General features: G+C 53.1%; 17 protein-coding genes. 10 read left to right on the forward strand and 7 right to left on the reverse strand.

All coding sequences use genetic code 11. The annotated features are described in order from the left end of the window. Positions 1-3: 3 nt before the first annotated feature. Positions 4-1,188, reverse strand: coding sequence for a M20 metallopeptidase family protein (locus KNP78_RS05960; RefSeq protein WP_214797380.1), 1,185 nt, complete (start codon positions 1,186-1,188; stop codon positions 4-6). Continuing rightward, complete coding sequence (locus tag KNP78_RS05965; protein WP_138860142.1) at positions 1,179-1,631, reverse strand: NUDIX hydrolase; 453 nt, start codon at positions 1,629-1,631, stop codon at positions 1,179-1,181. Before KNP78_RS05965 ends, KNP78_RS05960 begins: the two co-directional genes overlap by 10 nt. A gap of 138 nt (positions 1,632-1,769) precedes the next feature. Between KNP78_RS05965 and KNP78_RS05970 the strand changes: the two genes are divergently transcribed. Together KNP78_RS05970 and htpX are read left to right on the forward strand one after the other, a co-directional pair. After that, the gene (locus KNP78_RS05970; protein WP_034780526.1) at positions 1,770-2,318 is read left to right on the forward strand and encodes a LemA family protein; all 549 of its coding nucleotides are present in this window, start codon (positions 1,770-1,772) and stop codon (positions 2,316-2,318) included. Positions 2,319-2,339: 21 nt separating this feature from the next. Next, the gene (gene htpX / locus KNP78_RS05975) at positions 2,340-3,221 is read left to right on the forward strand and encodes a zinc metalloprotease HtpX (RefSeq protein ID WP_034780909.1); all 882 of its coding nucleotides are present in this window, start codon (positions 2,340-2,342) and stop codon (positions 3,219-3,221) included. A gap of 306 nt (positions 3,222-3,527) precedes the next feature. Here the strand turns inward: htpX and nagE are convergent, their stop codons facing one another. The 3 genes from nagE to KNP78_RS05990 are packed head-to-tail and all read right to left on the reverse strand — an operon-like array spanning position 3,528 to position 6,368. Next, the gene (gene nagE / locus KNP78_RS05980; RefSeq protein WP_214823438.1) at positions 3,528-5,015 is read right to left on the reverse strand and encodes an N-acetylglucosamine-specific PTS transporter subunit IIBC; all 1,488 of its coding nucleotides are present in this window, start codon (positions 5,013-5,015) and stop codon (positions 3,528-3,530) included. After that, positions 5,012-5,860 (reverse strand): PRD domain-containing protein, encoded by an 849-nt coding sequence (locus KNP78_RS05985; RefSeq protein WP_034780531.1) that lies wholly within the window; start codon positions 5,858-5,860, stop codon positions 5,012-5,014. The genes nagE and KNP78_RS05985 overlap by 4 nt, the downstream gene beginning before the upstream one ends. 19 nt (positions 5,861-5,879) lie before the next feature. Next, positions 5,880-6,368, reverse strand: coding sequence for a PTS sugar transporter subunit IIA (locus tag KNP78_RS05990; protein ID WP_051627763.1), 489 nt, complete (start codon positions 6,366-6,368; stop codon positions 5,880-5,882). Positions 6,369-6,827: 459 nt separating this feature from the next. Between KNP78_RS05990 and KNP78_RS05995 the strand changes: the two genes are divergently transcribed. Then, positions 6,828-8,738: an endonuclease MutS2 gene (locus KNP78_RS05995; protein ID WP_214823439.1), complete on the forward strand. Its 1,911-nt coding sequence runs from the start codon at positions 6,828-6,830 to the stop codon at positions 8,736-8,738. Positions 8,739-8,828: 90 nt separating this feature from the next. Then, positions 8,829-9,536 carry a membrane protein gene (locus KNP78_RS06000; RefSeq protein WP_034780533.1) on the forward strand — a complete coding sequence of 236 codons (708 nt, stop codon included), beginning with the start codon at positions 8,829-8,831 and terminating at the stop codon, positions 9,534-9,536. 28 nt (positions 9,537-9,564) lie between these two features. Here KNP78_RS06000 and KNP78_RS06005 read toward each other — a convergent pair whose 3' ends face one another. Then, entirely contained in the window at positions 9,565-10,134 is a 570-nt protein-coding gene (locus KNP78_RS06005) for a hypothetical protein (RefSeq protein ID WP_214823440.1), read from the reverse strand. A 142-nt stretch (positions 10,135-10,276) separates the two neighbouring features. On the opposite strand from KNP78_RS06005, the gene KNP78_RS06010 reads away from it, so the two are divergent. From KNP78_RS06010 to KNP78_RS06035, 6 genes are all read left to right on the forward strand, one after another. Then, positions 10,277-10,927, forward strand: coding sequence for a response regulator transcription factor (locus tag KNP78_RS06010; RefSeq protein ID WP_214823441.1), 651 nt, complete (start codon positions 10,277-10,279; stop codon positions 10,925-10,927). Beyond that, positions 10,924-12,201 (forward strand): sensor histidine kinase, encoded by a 1,278-nt coding sequence (locus KNP78_RS06015; protein ID WP_214823442.1) that lies wholly within the window; start codon positions 10,924-10,926, stop codon positions 12,199-12,201. Before KNP78_RS06010 ends, KNP78_RS06015 begins: the two co-directional genes overlap by 4 nt. After that, positions 12,192-12,932 (forward strand): AAA family ATPase, encoded by a 741-nt coding sequence (locus tag KNP78_RS06020; RefSeq protein WP_084592953.1) that lies wholly within the window; start codon positions 12,192-12,194, stop codon positions 12,930-12,932. Before KNP78_RS06015 ends, KNP78_RS06020 begins: the two co-directional genes overlap by 10 nt. A gap of 211 nt (positions 12,933-13,143) precedes the next feature. Further along, positions 13,144-13,995, forward strand: a complete 852-nt coding sequence (licT, locus tag KNP78_RS06025) for a BglG family transcription antiterminator LicT (protein WP_214823443.1) — start codon at positions 13,144-13,146, stop codon at positions 13,993-13,995. A gap of 99 nt (positions 13,996-14,094) precedes the next feature. After that, the gene (locus tag KNP78_RS06030; RefSeq protein ID WP_214823444.1) at positions 14,095-15,945 is read left to right on the forward strand and encodes a beta-glucoside-specific PTS transporter subunit IIABC; all 1,851 of its coding nucleotides are present in this window, start codon (positions 14,095-14,097) and stop codon (positions 15,943-15,945) included. Positions 15,946-15,959: 14 nt separating this feature from the next. Beyond that, positions 15,960-17,405 (forward strand): glycoside hydrolase family 1 protein, encoded by a 1,446-nt coding sequence (locus KNP78_RS06035; protein WP_214754354.1) that lies wholly within the window; start codon positions 15,960-15,962, stop codon positions 17,403-17,405. 120 nt (positions 17,406-17,525) lie between these two features. Here KNP78_RS06035 and KNP78_RS06040 read toward each other — a convergent pair whose 3' ends face one another. Continuing rightward, complete coding sequence (locus KNP78_RS06040; protein ID WP_214710730.1) at positions 17,526-17,960, reverse strand: DUF6188 family protein; 435 nt, start codon at positions 17,958-17,960, stop codon at positions 17,526-17,528. Between the last annotated feature and the right edge of the window lie 163 nt (positions 17,961-18,123).

Here is an 18,123-nt window from a genome sequence, read left to right on the forward strand (position 1 = left end):
GCGTCAGTCTTCTTTTTTAGGCGCGTTCCATGTCTCGAATGCCGCCTGCATGAGGACGCGGGCGGTATGAAGCATCGCCCGTTCGTCCACATCGAAGCGGGGATGATGATGAGGGAAGACGGCACCGACTTCCGGGTTACCGGCTCCTGTGAAGAAGAAGCTGCCCGGTACGTGTTGCATATAATAGGCAAAATCTTCTCCGACCATGAGCGGGGACATCTCGATGACGCCATCGGTGCCAACGACGCGAGCGGCGCTGCGACGGACGTGATCGGTCTCGATGGGATGGTTGATCACGGCGGGGTAGCCCCGGATATAGTCGAGCTCGTAGTGCGCTTCGCTCGCCGAACAGATATGGGCGATAGTCCGCTCCATCTCGGCGATGATGCGTGTTTGCGTCTCCGGTGTGAACGTCCGTACCGTGCCAGACAGCTTCGCTTCATCGGCGATGACGTTGAACGCCTGACCGGCAACGAACGTGCCGACAGTTAAGACGGCCGGTTCGAGCGGGTCGATGCGACGACTGATGACTTGTTGCAATTGGCTGACGATATTCGTTCCGACCATGACGGCATCGACCGTGTGTTGCGGGATGGCGCCATGACCACCTTTGCCTTTGACGGTCAGTTCGAAGCGATCAGCCGCGGCCATGATCGGTCCCGTCTTCACACCAATCGTCCCGTATGGAAGCGGGGTCCAAATATGAGAGCCGTAAATATAATCGACACCGTCAAGACACCCATCTTCGATCATCGGTTTGGCACCGCCTGGCGCGAGTTCTTCCGCGAACTGGTGAATGAGGACGACATCTCCCGGAAGGTCGATTTCCGTGAGTGCTTTCGCAAGGACGAGCAATGTCGCCGTATGCGCATCATGACCGCAAGCGTGCATCGAGCCATTTACTTTCGAGCGGTACGGGACGTCCTTTAAATCTTGAATCGGCAAGGCGTCAAAGTCGGCCCGAAACGCGATGGTCGGGCCTTCGCCGCCATGAATGCGTGCGACAACACCGTTGCCACCGACATGTTCGCGCACATCGAGGCCGAGGTCGCGCAAATAAGCTGCAATCGTCCGAGGTGTCTCTCGTTCTTCGAATGAAAGTTCGGGATGTTGATGGAAGTGGCGGCGGAGCGTCACCATCTCGTCGTATAGCTCAGTCAAGCGTGAATCGAGGTCAGTCACAAGCATGATTTACACTCCTGTCCGTTGATCATTTTTGGTTGAAGCAAGGTCCATACGTCGTGTGAATTCAAATCGTCGAGAATCGGACGATGTAATAAGGTTTGCGCTTCGTCAGCCGTCACCCATCTGGCATCACTGTGCTCCTCGGAGAGGGTGACGGTCGTCGCGACCGGGTGAGCCAAGTACGTCATGATGACGACTTGACGATCCGGGGCGGTCAAAAACGTCGTGGCGTACAACAATTGCTGGACCGCCACATGCAAACCGGCCTCTTCGAACACTTCCCGTTCAAGAGCGTGTTCGAGCGACTCGCCAAAGTCGAGTTTGCCTCCGACGAGTTCCCACGTGCCGGGATTGACCTCGTCATCATCAGCTCGTTTGATGATGAGCATGTGGTCGTCTTGCACAATCACCGCTTTCACGGCAACAACGATGGTAGGAACGGACATGATGACACTCCTTTGTATGAATTCGTGAGAGAACCCACAGCATATATGAATCATTTTCTACATATTCCCTAAGTTATGCTTATGGTATACGACAAAAGGGAATTAATACAGGAGAAAATCATGAAATGAGGTGTCGAAATGGGTTGGATTATCGCAATCGGTATCATCGTTGTCTTGGCGTTCATCTATTTTTCGATGTACAACGGACTCGTCAAATATCGGAACTGGGTCGACGAGGCGTGGGCACAGATTGATGTGCAGCTGAAACGGCGTTACGATTTGATTCCGAACTTGGTCGAAACGGTAAAAGGCTATGCCAAGCATGAGCAAGAGACGCTCGCAAAAGTTGTTGAGTTACGGAATCAACTCGGTTCGAAGACGAGCCGTCAAGAACAGATGGAAGTGAACGATCAATTGAGCGGCGCATTGAAGAATTTGTTCGCGCTTCGGGAGGCATACCCAGATTTGAAAGCGAACGAGAATTTTAAGATGCTCCAAGAAGAATTGACGCAGACGGAGAATAAAGTCGCCTATTCACGGCAGTTATATAACAATACGGTCATGAAATATAACACGAAAGTCGAATCGGTCCCGACGAACATCATCGCCTCCGTCCATAATTTTGAAAAACGCGACATGCTCGAAGCACGTGAGGAAGAACGCGAAAACGTGCGTGTCTCATTCTAATGGATTGGGGTGGCGACGATGATCCTGTATGAACAAATTCGTAAAAATAAAATCAAAACCGTGTTCATCGTGGCCGGATTCGTCCTGCTCGTCTTGGCCGTTGGAGTGGTCATCTCATATTTGAACTATGGTGACCCGCTCCCAGGCCTCATCTTCACTCCGGTGTTCTCGTTGTTTTATATCGGGATTGTCATCATGTCGAGCACGAACATCGTCATGAAGATGAACCATGCCCAAGAAATCACCTCGGTCGACCAGCACCGATTTCTGTGGCATACGGTTGAGAACATGGCCATGGTCGCGCGTGTCCCGATGCCGCGCATCTTTATCATCAACGATGCGTCACCGAATGCGTTCGCGACCGGCCTGAAACCAGAGAAAGCGGCCGTCGCCGTGACGACCGGACTGCTCGATCAGTTGACGCGAGAAGAAGTCGAAGGCGTCATCGCCCATGAAGTCGCCCATATTAAAAATTACGATGTGCGATTGGCGACGGTGACGCTCGCCCTCGTCTCGGTCATCGCCATCATGAGCGATATCGGCTCACGGATGCTCTTCTTCCGAAGTGTCGGTGGACGCCGCGACAACAACCAAAACCCGATTTTTATGATCGTCGGGCTGGTGTTATTGATTCTTGCGCCGCTCATCGCCACGCTCGTCAACTTGGCCATCTCGCGAAATCGCGAGTTTTTGGCGGATGCGAGCGGGGCCGAGTTGACACGTAATCCGGATGCGCTCGCGTCGGCGCTAGAGAAAATCGCGAATATCCAAACACCGGTGAAGGAAGCCTCTCGCGCCTCGGCGTCGCTCTACTTTTCAGACCCGCTTAAGAAAAAGCTGAGCGGTCTGTTCTCGACGCACCCGAACCCGGCTGAACGGATTGCCAGACTTCGCAGTATGTAGCCTATAACGAAGGTCCTCTTTTTAGAAGAGGGCTTTTTTGTACGTGAATAGGACCAACTCATTTCGCAAATCCAGTTTGTATCAATATTAAATGGGAATGATAGTAAAAAGAGGATGAAATGGAGGAGATTCCATTTTTGAGTCGGCACTCGAGTTAGGCATTGTCCTATTTTTATTGATTTATTCCATCACGGTTTCGCTCATGTTGATGTCAGTCAAAAAGAAGAGCTGAGTGAACGACAATTTTATTAACATATGAGCCAAGACGGCAAAAAGCCACCTCGTGCGCGAGGTGGCTTTCGTCAGTTACCCGGCGCGATGGCTCCGGAGTTTTTCAATCTCTTCGAGGACGAATTGGACGTTCGTTCCGACGATGACTTGAATGTGATTCGGGCTGACGACCTTGATGCCAGGGATGCCAGATTTCTTGATTTGGGCTTGGTCGACCGTATCCATGTCTTTCACATCGACGCGGAGACGTGTGACACATGACTCGATGCCCGTGACATTTTGATCGCCACCGAGACCATCGTAAATCATCGCTGCCATCGCTGAATATTGACCCCCAGCAGCGACTGGAGCCGTCTTCGTTTCGCCTTCAGGAGCAGTTTCGGTTGCGACTGCGTCAACAGCTTCATCTGACTCGCGGCCAGGCGTCGCCAAGTTGAGTTTGACGATCATGAAGCGGAAGATAGCGTAGTAGATGGCACCGAAGACGAGACCTTGAACGAGCAACATGTACGGCTGGTTCGCGAGCGGTAATCGTGAGCTGAGGACGAAGTCGACGAGGCCGGCACTGAAGCCGAATCCGGCTGTCCATTGGAACGTCGCCGCGACAAAGAGGGAAACCCCTGTCAAGACCGCGTGGACGAGGTAGAGAACTGGTGCGAGGAACATGAACGAGAATTCGAGCGGTTCCGTGACACCTGTGAAGAACGATGCGAACGCTGCGGCGAGAAGGAGCGAGGCCGCTTGTTTCTTCCGTTTTGTTTTCGCTGTATGGTACATGGCGAGGGCTGCTGCCGGAAGACCGAACATCATAATCGGGAAGAACCCGGCTTGATAGCGTCCAGTAATCCCTTTCACACCTTCACCTGACCAGAAGTTACCGATATCGTTAATGCCGGCCACATCGAACCAGAATACCGAGTTCAAGGCGTGGTGAAGACCAGTTGGGATTAACAGACGGTTGAAGAAGCCGTAAAGGCCTGCCCCGATTGCACCCATTTTAGAGATCGTTTCCCCAAATCCGACGAGTCCTGTGTACACAACCGGCCAGACGAAGTAAAGGGCGACCGAGACGAGGATCATCGAGAATGCCGTCATGATTGGCACGAGACGCTTCCCACTAAAGAAGGCGAGTGCGTCTGGTAGCTTCACATGACTGAAGCGGTTGTACATTTGAGCGGCGACGATACCTGACAAGATACCGACGAACGCGTTGGCAATCTTACCGAACGCTGGGTTGACGGCTTCGACGTCGACACCTTGGAACAAGGCGACCGTTGCCGAAGACAAGAGCGTTGTGACCGTGAGGAAGGCGACAAGTCCGCTTAGAGCGGCTGAGCCGTCACGGTTTTTCGCCATACCGAGGGCGACCCCGACTGCGAAGAGAATTGGAATGTTATCGATGATGGCTGAACCGGCTTTGATCAAGAACGCGGCGGCGATGTTTTCAGAACCCCAGCCGACCGGGTCGATCCAGTAACCGATCCCCATGAGAATGGCCGCTGCAGGAAGTACCGCAACCGGCAACATGAGGGAACGTCCGAGACGTTGTAAAAAGTTCATCATTGTGAATGTCCTCCTTTTTGATGGTGTTGATCTTGCAGGCGTTGAATGTGGAGCGTGATGTAACCAAGCTCTGATTCGGGCAAGACGATGCCGTATAAGTCTTCCATTTCGTTGGCGACGTCAGACGCACATGCATAGGCCGACGAGAACTTCGTTTGAATCATGAGAAGCATATCTTCGTCGATCGTATGGTGATCGTAATGGTTGACCCGATCCATGACGAATCGTAAATGAGTTAATAAGCGTTGATAGGATAAGTCATCTTCTTCTATAGATAGATCGAGTCGTCTCGAAATCGATTGAATCATGTCACGTACGATTGTCGTCTGTTTGACCGTCTTGCGTAAATCACCTCCCTTCACTTTTAGTGTATGGATGTGTAGCGCGATGAAGGCCGCCTCATCTTTCGGCATCTTGACGCCGAGTTTGTCCTCGATGAGGTGAAGCGCCCATAGTCCGATCTCGTACTCGTTGCGATATAAAATCTTAATCTCGTTCAACAGCTTGTTGCGGAGCGAGATGCCTTCTTGCTCGCGCTCGATGGCAAACGAGATATGATCGGTGAGCACGATATGGATGTGTTCGTTGAACGTCGTCTCGAGCCGTTTTTCCGCATGCGAAATGATTTCTTCTGAAATCGTGAAGTGCTCAATCGGAATCCGTGTCAGCAGTTGTTGAAACTTATCATTCTCCGACATGACGAACAGCTTTTCCACCTTATGCGGATTGACGATATCGTTGCGAGCCTTCTTGAACGCGACGCCTGGTCCGATGGCGATCTTCTCTTCGCCCTCGTCCGAGACGATGACCGCGTTGTTGTTTAAAATCTTTTTAATTTTTAACATGTGTCCTCCTAACGAGGAGTCATTGTTCCGCTTGAGCGACGACGGTTTTCCCGGGAAGCGATGGGCCTCCTGCATGGAACGAATACGGGTGCTCTAACGTGCTCCCGTTTGTGATGACCATCGGAGTGACCGTGTCTTTACCGGCTCGCTGAATTTGTTCCAAGTCGGCCGTCAAGAGTGGCTGTCCGGTCGTGACCGTGTCACCGACTTTGACGTGGACGTTGAATGGGCTACCCGCAAGTTCGACCGTATCGAGTCCGACATGAATCAAAATTTCAGCTCCGTCTCCCGAACGGATACCGATCGCGTGCTTCGTCGGTGCGACCTGAATGATGGTTCCATCTACCGGTGCGACGACCGTTCCGTCCGTCGGCATGATGGCAATCCCGTCGCCCATCATCTTCTCGCTGAAGACGGGGTCGGTCACTTCCTCAAGTGGAATGATGTCTCCTTCCATGGGTGCGTAAAGTGTCAGTGTATGTCTCTTCATCCACTTATTCAATAACATGTTCGATTCATCCTTTCGCTTGAAAAATGATTGTGAAAAAACAAAACAGGCATGGAGTATAGACGGGTGGCGTGAGCCTTTCGTCTTACCCCATGCCTGATCGAATCAGTCACATGTGATCATTATTCGTTTCGTCACCCTCAAGATAGCACGCCGATGTATAGATATCAAGACCTAATTTGAAAGCGTTCTCTAGAAATTTTACTTCTTCGAAAATCTGTTGTATAGTTAGGGCGAAACTGAATGAGAAAGGTGTTGCATGTTAATGAGTGAGGTTGTATCTGCCTAACGAACTGAAAAATGTTGGATGACGCGTCTTTTTGTCATGCCTTCATGTTCTGTTACAGATACCGCCCTTCATAAACTGCCAGACACCGGTCTGTCTTTTTGCGTTGGTCGTCATCGGCCGACGCTTTTTGTTTGCGCGGTATCTCCATCACAAAATAAGGAGACTCCATCATGAATGAACAAACATTAGACAAACTACAATACAACGACTTGATTCATCACGTCGAACGATACTGCATCAGCGGATTCGGACGCAACTTGTTACGAAACCAGCGTCCGACGAGCCATCTGCAAACGGTGAAAAAACGGCTTCAAGAGACATCGGAAGCACGCGCGATTCTCGACGCGACGTCACACGTCCCCTTTATCGGGGTGTCTGCTATGGAACCGCTCATCGGTAAAATCAGCCGTGGCATCCAGCTCGAGGCAAGCGAACTCGAAGCCGTCGCCGAATTTTTCCGCGGGGCCCGGAAACTGAAGCGGTTCATGGCCGAGCAGGCGTTCTTTGCCCCACTCTTGTCCCTTTACGCGGATGAGATGAGCGAGTGGCGCAGTATCGAGGAAGACATCGTCCAATCGATTCGTGGGGGACGGGTCGTCGACGAGGCGTCCAAAGAATTGAAACGCGTCCGCAAACAAATCGACATTCTCGAAGGACGGATCGAGGAGCGGTTGAGCAAGTTCTTGAAGAGCGCCACAAACCGGGAAGCGATTCAAGACGGCTTTGTGACGAAGAAACAAGATCGATTCACGATTCCAATCAAAGCGTCATATAAACATAAAGTCGCTGGGACAATCATCGACACGTCGAGCCGAGGGACGACGGTCTTCATCGAACCAGAGGCGGTGGCGAAGTTGAACGCGGAACTCGTCGTCAAACGAACGGAGGAAGCGGTCGAAATCTATCAAGTTCTCGCCACGCTCACCGGCATGGTGGCGGAAGCGTTGCCGACCATCGAGGCGACGCTTGATGTCATCGCCCAATACGATATGGTGTTCGCGAAAGGGAAGTATAGCCAAGTCATCGATGGTATCGCCCCGCGTGTGAACGGTGTCGGGAAAATTCGATTGAAACAAGTCCGCCACCCACTCCTCGAACGGGCGGTCCCGCTCGACTTCTCGCTCGGGGACACGTACCGCGGTCTGATCATCACCGGACCGAACGCCGGCGGGAAGACGGTCGTCTTGAAGACGATCGGTCTGCTCAGTTTGATGACGATGAGCGGACTTCATATCCCGGCCCATCCGGACACGGACATCTCGACGTTTGACGACGTATTCGTCGACATCGGGGACAACCAGGACATGGGTTCGGCGCTCAGCACGTTCTCGGCCCATATGCATAACGTGGCGAACATCATGCAGAAGGCGGGGAAACGGTCGTTACTGTTATTCGATGAGATCGGAAGCGGGACTGAGCCGAACGAGGGAGCGGCACTCGCCATCGCGATTTTGGAAGAGGCATACAAACGAGGCTGTCTCGTCGTCGCCTCGACCCATTACGGCGAAATCAAAGCGTACTCCGAGACGCATCCGGACTTCATGAACGCGGCCATGCAGTTCGACCCGGATACGCTCGAACCGAAGTATCGGCTGTTGATTGGGCAGTCCGGCGACAGCAACGCCTTATTCATTGCCCGGAAAATGAAATTGCCCGAATCGATTTTGAAGCAGGCGGCCCGCTATATGCACGACAAGACGTACGACCAGTCGCTCCTTGATGCGACGCGACTGACACAAGAAGTCGTCCGCCCTGTCGTCGAACCTGACCAAATGCTAGTGAAAGGTGACCGGGTCCGCCTGCTCGAGACGGATCAAGTCGGTCTTGTCTATGCGATGGACGAATCGTTGCGTCAAGTCACCGTGTATGTCGACGGTGTCTTCAGTGAGCAACCGCTCCGCCGAGTTCGACGCGAGGCGAAAGCGCTCGACTTGTATCCAGCTGGTTATGACCTGGAAACGTTATTCATCGATTACCGGGACCGGAAAGAAGCGCATGACTTTGCTCGCGGTTCGAAGAAGGCGCTCCGTCGCGTCGAGAAAGAGATTCGGGCGCGGCAACGTTCCGAACGAGGCGAATGAGTGTATCCGGCAGGGCACTCGGGTAAGGAACAAGGACCGGGAGTCATCACGTACAGTACGGCTTTCGGGTAACGTTTCGGAGGTGACTGGATGTTTTGGTTAAGCTTGTTGTTCGCCATCGGATTTGCCTTGATTCATTACTTCTCTGGACAATTGATTCATGTGCGCGAGACACCGCGGAGCCGTTTTTTGTCGCTCGCCGGCGGTGTCGCCGTCGCCTATGTGTTTCTACACCTTTTACCTGAGCTGAACGAATATCAACGCGAGCTCGAAGGACATCTCGAGAGTGGGCTGTTCGCCTCGATCGAGAATCACATCCTCGTCGTCAGCATGCTCGGATTGGCCGTGTTTTATGGGCTGGAACGATTGGCCACGCAAATGAAGAACCGTGGGAAAGGCAATGTATTTTGGATTCATATGGCGTTGTTCGTCGTTTACAACTTCAGTATCGGCTATGTGCTCGCGGAGAGCGAATTTGATACGGTGTGGGCGATGACGCTCTACTTTCTTGCGTTAGGGATTCACTTCGTCACGGTCGACCAAGGTTTGAGGCATCACCATCGCCAGCAATATGACAGGCGAGGCCGATTGTGGTTGTCGTTGGCCGTGCTTGCCGGGTGGGGCGTCGGCGTATTTTCAGCGCTCCATGAAGTGACGCTGTCGATGATTGTCGCGTTCTTGGCCGGTGGGATTATTTTGAACGTCATGAAGGAAGAGTTGCCGGAAGAGCGGGACAGCAGTTTCCGCGCCTTTGCCGTTGGGCTTATCGGATACGCTCTGCTGTTATTGGCCATATGAAAAGGCAACCTCGCGGTTGCCTTTTTGCTTACAATGAGTTGGTGCTCTGTTTGTCTACATTGTCGTCCGTTGAAGAGACAGCTTCGTCGTTTTGGTCCGGTCCACCGAATTGGCCACCGTGACGAGGACCGTGCCCGTGACGGCCTTTGCCGCCAAAGCCACGCATATCACCCAAGTCTTCGTAACTCGTGATGTCAGCAAAACGCTCTTCATGGTCGGCAAGAATCGCGTCGGCCTCATCTTGCGTCAAGTCACCGGATTCGACCGCGGCGTCAAGTTTCACTTCATGAGAAGAGATGATCGCCTCAATGAACTGTTCGATCGTGATGCCTGTTTCTTCCGCGAGTTCAGGAAGCGATTGTCCTTCTTCTCGCGCTGCTTCCACTTCGGCTTCGGTCAAACCGAGCGCCTCGAGCAAAGCGGCCTGCCCGGCTGCCCGGTCACCGAACATGCCCCGCTCGCCGCGTTCTCCGCGTTCGCATTGGGTCGTCGTTTCCGTTCCGTCGGTTGTTGTCGTATCGTTCGTGGCGGCATAGACGCCGGTTCCTGAGACGGCAAGTAGGCCGGCCAGGGCGATGGCTAATTTAGATGTTTTCATATTAATCTCCTCCTTTACTACTTCAAGTGTAGGACGTGGACGTTCAAAAGTTGTGAGGGAGTTGCAAGGTTTCTGCAAATTGTCTTTGGGAAATGATGGGTTCGTTTCGCGATGCGATATAATGGGGTTGGAGGCGATAAAGATGAACGTACTCGTAGTCGAAGATGAACCGAAATTAGCGGACGGGCTTGCCCGCTTTTTAACGTACGCGGGGTTTCATGTCAGTGTGGCCGGTACACTCGCCGAAGCGAAGCAGCAGCTCGAGCAACCGTTCGATGCGGTCCTGCTCGATATTCGTCTGCCGGACGGGGAAGGATGGACGCTCATCCCGAAATTGAAGACGCTCAAGCCGCGGCCGGCCATCATCTTGGCGACGGCACGAGGAGAGGCGGATGACCGTGTGTTCGGCCTCGAGCTCGGGGCCGACGATTATTTGGTCAAACCGATTGTGTTAAAAGAACTCGAAATTCGCCTGAAGCGTCTCGTCAAACAGACGGACGAGATCTCGTTCGGCGACATGATGGTGGACGCACGATCCCGGATGGTGACCGATCACGGCCAAGCGATTCGGATGACCAATAAAGAATACGAGTTGCTCCTCTTCTTCTTGAAACATAGTGGAGAAGCGCTCGATCGCAACCGCCTACTTGACGAGGTGTGGGATTATACGTTCGCCGGGGACACGCGCACGGTCGACACGCACGTCAAACAGTTGCGTGACAAATTGCCGACGATGAAGCGGTACTTGAAGACGGTGCATCGCGTCGGTTATCGATTGGAGGAAGTCCGATGAGCCGGTTGATGAAGAAGTTGCTCTGGACCGCGATTCTCCCTCTCGTCGTCATGGCGGTGCTCACATTTGGTCTGACATCACTCTTGATTGGGCGTTTCGCGGAGACGGAGAGCTATGACCAACTCGAGCGTGAAGCGGACATCGTGTATGAGGCGCTTGTGGATGGACGCGGCATACCGGGTCAACTCGATGTTCTCGTGTTTCAAGACGGGGAAGCGGTCAATCTTGATCGTGGGGGCAGGATGCGTCGACATATGTCGCCAGTCCTCGATCCAGACTCACTTTCTGAACGAGATGAGGTCAGTGTGAACGGGGCGCGGTTATTGACGTTCCTTCGGGAAGAAGGGGATGTGCAAATCGTGACGTACGCACCCGTCCCGCTGTCGAATCCGCAGTTTCGTCAAATCTACGTCATTCTCGGGAGCGGGTTCTTGCTCGCGCTCATCGTCGCCGTCGGTGTGACGTATTGGATGGGGCGGCGTTTGACGTCCCCGCTCGTCGAGTTGAAGCAGGCGACCACAGCCATCATGTCGGGCCGGCATGACATCACACTACCGCCTGTCACCGACGACGAGATTGGAGATTTGACGGAAGCGGTCCGTCAGATGAACACATCACTCGAAGAGAAAGAACGGATGCAAAATACATTCATCTCAGGGGTTACGCACGATGTCCGGACCCCGCTTGCCATTGTCCGGAACGAGGCCGAAATGCTTGAACTCGGTGTCGTCAAACAAGAAGATGTGGCGGCGACGGGTCGCAGTTTAACCGAGGAAGTCGATCGGATCGATCGGCTCGTCAGTCAGATGCTCGAATACTCCAAACTATCCGCGGGCAACGTGACACTTTCGCTCGAGTCCGTTCGTTTGGATGCATTGATTAAAGAGACTGTCTCGCGGATGGATGAATGGTTCCGTCATAAGGAAGTGACGGTCACACTTGAACTCGTCGAGGACGCGGTCGTCCAGGCGGACCGATTGGCGATGGAGCGTGTGCTGTCGAACTTTCTTCAGAACGCGTATCACGCCAGTCCACTAGGAGGTGTGATCACGATCAGGCTCTCCGAGCGACGGCTTGAAATCGAAGACGAAGGGCCGGGCATTGCCGAGACGATGCGCGCCAATATCTGGGATATGTATGTGAAAGGGGACCGTTCGAACGGTCACGGACTTGGTCTGGCCATCAACAAGCTGTTGCTCGAGGCTCAAGGGCTCGTTTACGGAGTCGAATCGAGAGAGGGAGAGGGGGCGTTGTTTTGGATCGAATGGGACTAAACTTATTTTTGCGGGGTGTCCGCTTAGAGCGAGATCGGATTGAAAAGCCAGGGTACCCGTTCTCGCTACCGATTTTTGATGGATTTGATGAATTGACGCTGACGAAGCCGGTCACGTTCTTGGTTGGTGAGAATGGGAGCGGGAAATCGACGTTGGTCGAAGGGATGGCCATCGCCGCTGGATTCAATCCGGAAGGCGGCGCGACGACGTTCCGTTTTGAGACCGAGTCGACACATAGCCCGCTGTTCGAAGCGCTTCGTCCGATTCGGGGCGCGTACCGGCCGAAAGACGGATTTTTCCTCCGGGCCGAGACGGCATATCAATTGTCGAGTTATGTGGATGAGATTGCACGAACGTCGCCCGACCCGGAACGGTTTTATGCGTCCTACGGCGGTCGATCGCTCCATGAGCAGTCGCACGGGGAAGCGTTCTTGTCGCTCATGCTCCATCGATTCCGAGACGGAGGACTGTATATTTTAGATGAGCCCGAGGCCGCCTTGTCGCCGATGCGGCAGTTGACGATGCTCGCACGCATGCATGAACTCGTGCAATCGGGCAGTCAATTCATCATCGCGACCCATTCACCAATCCTCATGTCGTATCCGGACGCCGACATCCTCCAAGTCGAGACGGGACTCCGTCCGACGACGTTCGATGAACTCGAGCACGTTCGTGTCATGCGCGACTTCCTAGCGGCTCCGGAACGGATGCAACGTATCCTATTCGAATGAAAAACGGTCACGGTGTAAGCGTTTTATTTTTATGTTGACGTCAAGATTTCAAGGGGGTATGCTAGTAGCGAGAAGAAGAAAATCCACTTTGGGATTGTTACTGGTCAAGCAGGCAAAACCTAAATTGATGCCGATCATCCAGATGTGGGGACCGGTGTGAATTTAGGTTTTTTTCTTTTCAATCGAACTTGAGCGGAGGTGAATTGATTCCATGCAAATTTCAAAAGTGTTCAACAATAACGTCGTGGCCATTCAAGCGAACGGTCAAGAACAAGTCGTCATGGGACGGGGAATCGCGTTCCAAAAGCGTCCAGGCGATGCGATCGATCAAACGCGGATTGAAAAAGTCTTTACGCTCGAGAGTAAAGAAAGCCATGAACGGTTCGTCCATTTTTTGAATGAGATGCCAGCTGCCGAGATGGATACGGTCAAAGAAATCGTCAAGCTCGCGGAGACGCGACTCGAGAAGCCGGTCCATGACTCGCTTTACGTGACCCTCGCCGACCACATCCATTTCGCTCTCAGCCGATATCGAGATGGAATCATCATCCGTAACCCGCTCGTTTGGGAAGTGAAGCGGTTTTATGGACCCGAGTTCGCGATCGGGAAAGAAGCGGTCGCCCTGATTAACGACCGGCATGACGTCAAGTTAGACGAAGACGAGGCGGTCGCGATCGCCCTCCATCTCGTCAACGCGACGATGTCGGGTGCAAAAGGTGAGAACTTACATCTCGTCACCGAGATGACACGCGCCACGCAAGCGATTCTCACCATCATCACGTACCACTTTCAAATTGATTTGGACGAAGAGTCGTACGCCTACTCACGGTTTTTGACCCACTTGAAATACTTCGTCCAACGGCTCGCCTCCGGGGAGAAGATTAAACCCGGCGGTGATGAGACGCTGTTTGAGATGGTGAAGCTGCGTTATCCGGACGCTTATGAGTGTGTCGAGAAAATCGCAGGGTTGATCGCCACGAAGTACAATTACGAGGTCTCGACCGATGAGCGGTTGTATATGATGATTCATATCGAAAACTTAATGAAAGAACGACGATCCTAAGGATGGTTACTGATGATGCAGGCCAAACCTAAATGACGACACCTCCCGTGTGCGTTCATTTAGGTTTTTCTTTTTACACAAATTGAAGGAGTGAACACTATGAGCCAAACAAAAACGCTCGCGGCGGACATCATTCGTCACGTCGGCGGGAAAGATAACGTCAAAAGCGTGTTCCATTGTGCGACACGGCTACGTTTTAAATTAAAAGATGAACAGAAAGCCAATCCCGAGGTGTTAAAAAACCATGATGGTGTCATCACGGTCGTCCAAAGCGGCGGTCAGTTCCAAGTCGTCATCGGCAACAACGTCCCTTACGTCTACCAAGACGTGGTCGAGGCGGGCGGATTCCAGACGTCATCGAACGACGATACGGAAAAAACGGGCGTCTTTAACCGGTTGATTGATGTGATTGCGGGGATTTTTACCCCGATTCTCGGTCCGATGGCCGGTAGCGGTCTATTGAAAGGGTTGCTCGCGATTCTCGTCGCCCTCGGTCTGCTCACGCAAGACATGGGCACGTATATTGTTTTGAACGCAGCGGCTGACGCGCTCTTCTACTTCCTACCGGTCATTCTCGGCCATTCGGCAGCGAAGAAGTTTGGCGGTAATCCGTATATCGGGATGATTATCGGGGGTGCGCTCGTCTACCCGGCTATCGTCGCGATGCAAGGAGCGGGCGAGTCGCTCACGTTCCTCACGGTACCGGTCGTCTTGATGAGCTACGCGTCATCGGTCATTCCAATCATCTTAGCAGCGTATGTGTCATCGAAAATTGAGACATTCTTTAACAAACACACGCATGAAGCGGTCCGTAACTTCACCACACCGATGATGGCACTCTTGATTGTCGTCCCGCTCACATTCCTCGCGATCGGTCCGGTCGCGACATACGCGAGCCAAGGACTCGCCGGCGGCTATTCGTTCTTATATGAACTTAGCCCGGTCGTCGCTATTGCCTTCATCGGCGCGTTCTGGCAAGTGCTTGTCATGTTCGGTCTCCACTGGGGGCTCGTGCCGATCATCATCAACAACTTGGCGGTCGTCGGCATGGACACGATCGTCGTCGGGGTCCTCATGGCGACGTTCGGTCAGGTCGGGGCAACGCTCGCCATCACATTGAAGGCGCGTGACCCGAAGACGAAAGGGCTCGGGACGTCATCGACGATTGCCGGCGTGTTCGGCATCACAGAGCCAGCGATTTATGGATTGACGCTTCCGCGCAAGAAACCGTTCGTCTTCGGGATGGTTGGCGGTGCGGCCGGCGGGGTCGTCGGCGGTATGCTTGGCACGGCGGCTTACGCGATGGGTGGTCTCGGCGTGTTCAGTATCCCGGTCATGATTCCGGCGACGGGTCTCGATATGACGTTCTACGGCGCCTTGATCGGTCTTGTGGTCGCGACACTCGTCTCGTTCGGAATCACGTTCGCATTCCATAAAGAAGTCGAGACAGGCGAACAGACAACGGCAGAAGTAGCGCCGGCCGTATCGGAGCACGTCGGTTTCCCGGTATCGGCTCCAGTCAAAGGAGAAGCGGTTTCCCTCGAGACCGTTCGCGATGAAGTGTTCTCGAGCGGCGCGATGGGGAAAGGACTTGCCATCATGCCGACAGAAGGGGTCGTCTACGCCCCATTCGATGGCGAAGTCGTCACGGTCTTCCAATCGAAGCACGCCATCGGACTCCGCTCACATAGCGGCGTCGAAGTATTGATTCACGTCGGGCTCGACACGGTCCAGCTCGGTGGGAAACATTTTGAAACGTTCGTCCAAGCCGGACAGCGTGTGACCGAGGGCGAGGTGTTAGTGAAATTTGATCTAGAAGCCATTGCCCAAGCCGGTTATGACACGATTACCCCGGTAATTGTCACGAATACAGGGAATTACTTAGATGTCTTGCCGACACATGTCGGCATCGTCGAACCAAACCACGGCGTCTTGCGCGTCTTAGCCTAAGAGGAGGAACAAACATGAAACAAGTAGCGAAGAACTTTTTATGGGGTGGCGCCACGGCGGCGAACCAATTTGAAGGTGGATACCAAGAAGGTGGAAAAGGGCTCTCGATCGCGGATGTGATGCCGGGCGGCAAAGACCGAATGAAAATCATTCATGACCCCACGTTCGATTTCGAGTTGCATGACGAGTACACGTACCCGAACCATGAAGGCATCGACTTCTATCATCACTACAAGGAAGACATCGCCCTCTTCAAAGAGATGGGATTCAAGACGTTCCGCATGTCGATCGCTTGGTCGCGGATCTTCCCGAATGGAGATGAGCTCGAACCGAACGAGGAAGGGCTCAAATTCTATGACCGTGTCATCGATGAACTCGTCGCGCAAGGAATCGAGCCACTCGTCACGATTTCACATTACGAGTTGCCGCTCCATTTGGCGACAGCATACGGTGGTTGGCGCGACCGTCGCCTCGTGACATTCTTCGAGCGATACAGCCGTGTCTTGTTCGAACGTTACCAAGGCAAGGTCAAATATTGGCTCACGTTCAATGAAATCAACGGGGCCCAGTTCATGCCGATGCTCAGTCTCGGCATGGCGATTCGTGAAGGGGACGACCAGTTGCAGTTGACGTACCAAGGGTTGCACCATCAACTCGTGGCAAGTGCGCTCGCGACAAAAGCGGCAAAAGAGATCGATCCGTCGATGCAAATCGGCTGCATGCTCATCGCGGCGCCGGTCTATCCGTACAGCTCGAATCCGGAAGACATCTGGTATGCACACGACGCCGAGCGCATGATGAACTTCTTCTGTGGTGACGTCCATGTCCGTGGTGAGTATCCATCATTCGCGAAACGCTTCTTCCGTGAGAACGGAATCGAACTCGTGATGGAAGACGGGGACCTCGAGACACTGAAAGCGAACACGGTCGACTTCTTCTCGCTCAGCTACTATATGTCGCGTACCGAGAAAGCGGAGAAGACGGAAGACGAGGCAGCGGGGAACATTATGAGCGGGGTGAAAAACCCTTACCTCAAGGCGAGCGACTGGGGTTGGGAAATCGATCCGATGGGACTTCGCGTCATCTTGAACAAACTGTATGAGCGCTATGAATTGCCGCTCTTCATCGTCGAGAATGGTCTCGGTGCTTATGACAAGGTTGAAGCGGACGGATCGGTTCATGACGATTATCGGATTGAGTACTTGCGTGACCATTTGAAAGCGATGGTGGAGGCGATTGAAGACGGTGTCGACGTCATCGGCTATACGAGCTGGGGCTGTATCGACCTCGTCAGTGCATCGACCGGGGAGTACAGCAAGCGTTACGGCTTCATCTACGTCGATAAGCATGACGACGGGTCGGGGACGCTCGAGCGTTCGCGGAAAGACTCGTTCTTCTGGTATCAAGACGTCATCCAGACGAACGGGGCGAGCTTGTTCGAAGATGAGACGGTAAAATAAGAAAAGAGCGGCCGCGGCCGCTCTTTTCTTATGCTTTCGTGACTTTGCGCAAGACGATGATCGCGAGACTGACACCACCGGCAATCAACATATACGTGAGAATCTCCGTCCAGGCTGCCATCAGACGTCTTCCTCTGCAAAGACGGCCAAGTCCCCTTGAGGCATGGCGACGAGTAAGAAGTGTTCGCCTCCGAGCGGACGGGCGTCTCCGGCCTGCCAACTTTCATACTGTTCGTGATAGCCGTTCACGAACAGGACGGCTCCAGATTCAAATGTCAGTTCAAGATGGGGATTGTCTTCAGATAACAGGATGGAACGGACGCGTTCACGCCGGAGTCCGACGAGGTGATGGAGTTGTTCATCTTCGTTGAACGAAGGTCCCGATGAATGGACGTACCAAGGTCCTTCAATCGAGAGCCACGACTCGTTGCCGTCTCGGTTGAAGTAGAGTAGATGATGATTGGGGCCGGAACCGAAGTCGATTCCGACGAAGGAAGACGCGTTAAACAAATGCTGTAAAATCCGTGTTGCTTCAAGATGTTCGGTACGGGTCACGCTTCCACCTCGCTTAAATAGGTTAGTTAATTCCATCATTCCACGTTACTTCGCTAAAGTAAATGAAAGGATTATGTGAAATCACTCATATGAGAAAGAACAAGCGAGTTCGACAACTTATGGAAAATACTTCAAGTAAGTTAAAAGTTTGGTCAGTGATTGG

It is taken from the genome of Exiguobacterium sp. s28, assembly GCF_018618135.1.
In the GTDB taxonomy this organism is placed as follows: Bacteria; Bacillota; Bacilli; order Exiguobacteriales; family Exiguobacteriaceae; genus Exiguobacterium; species Exiguobacterium mexicanum_A.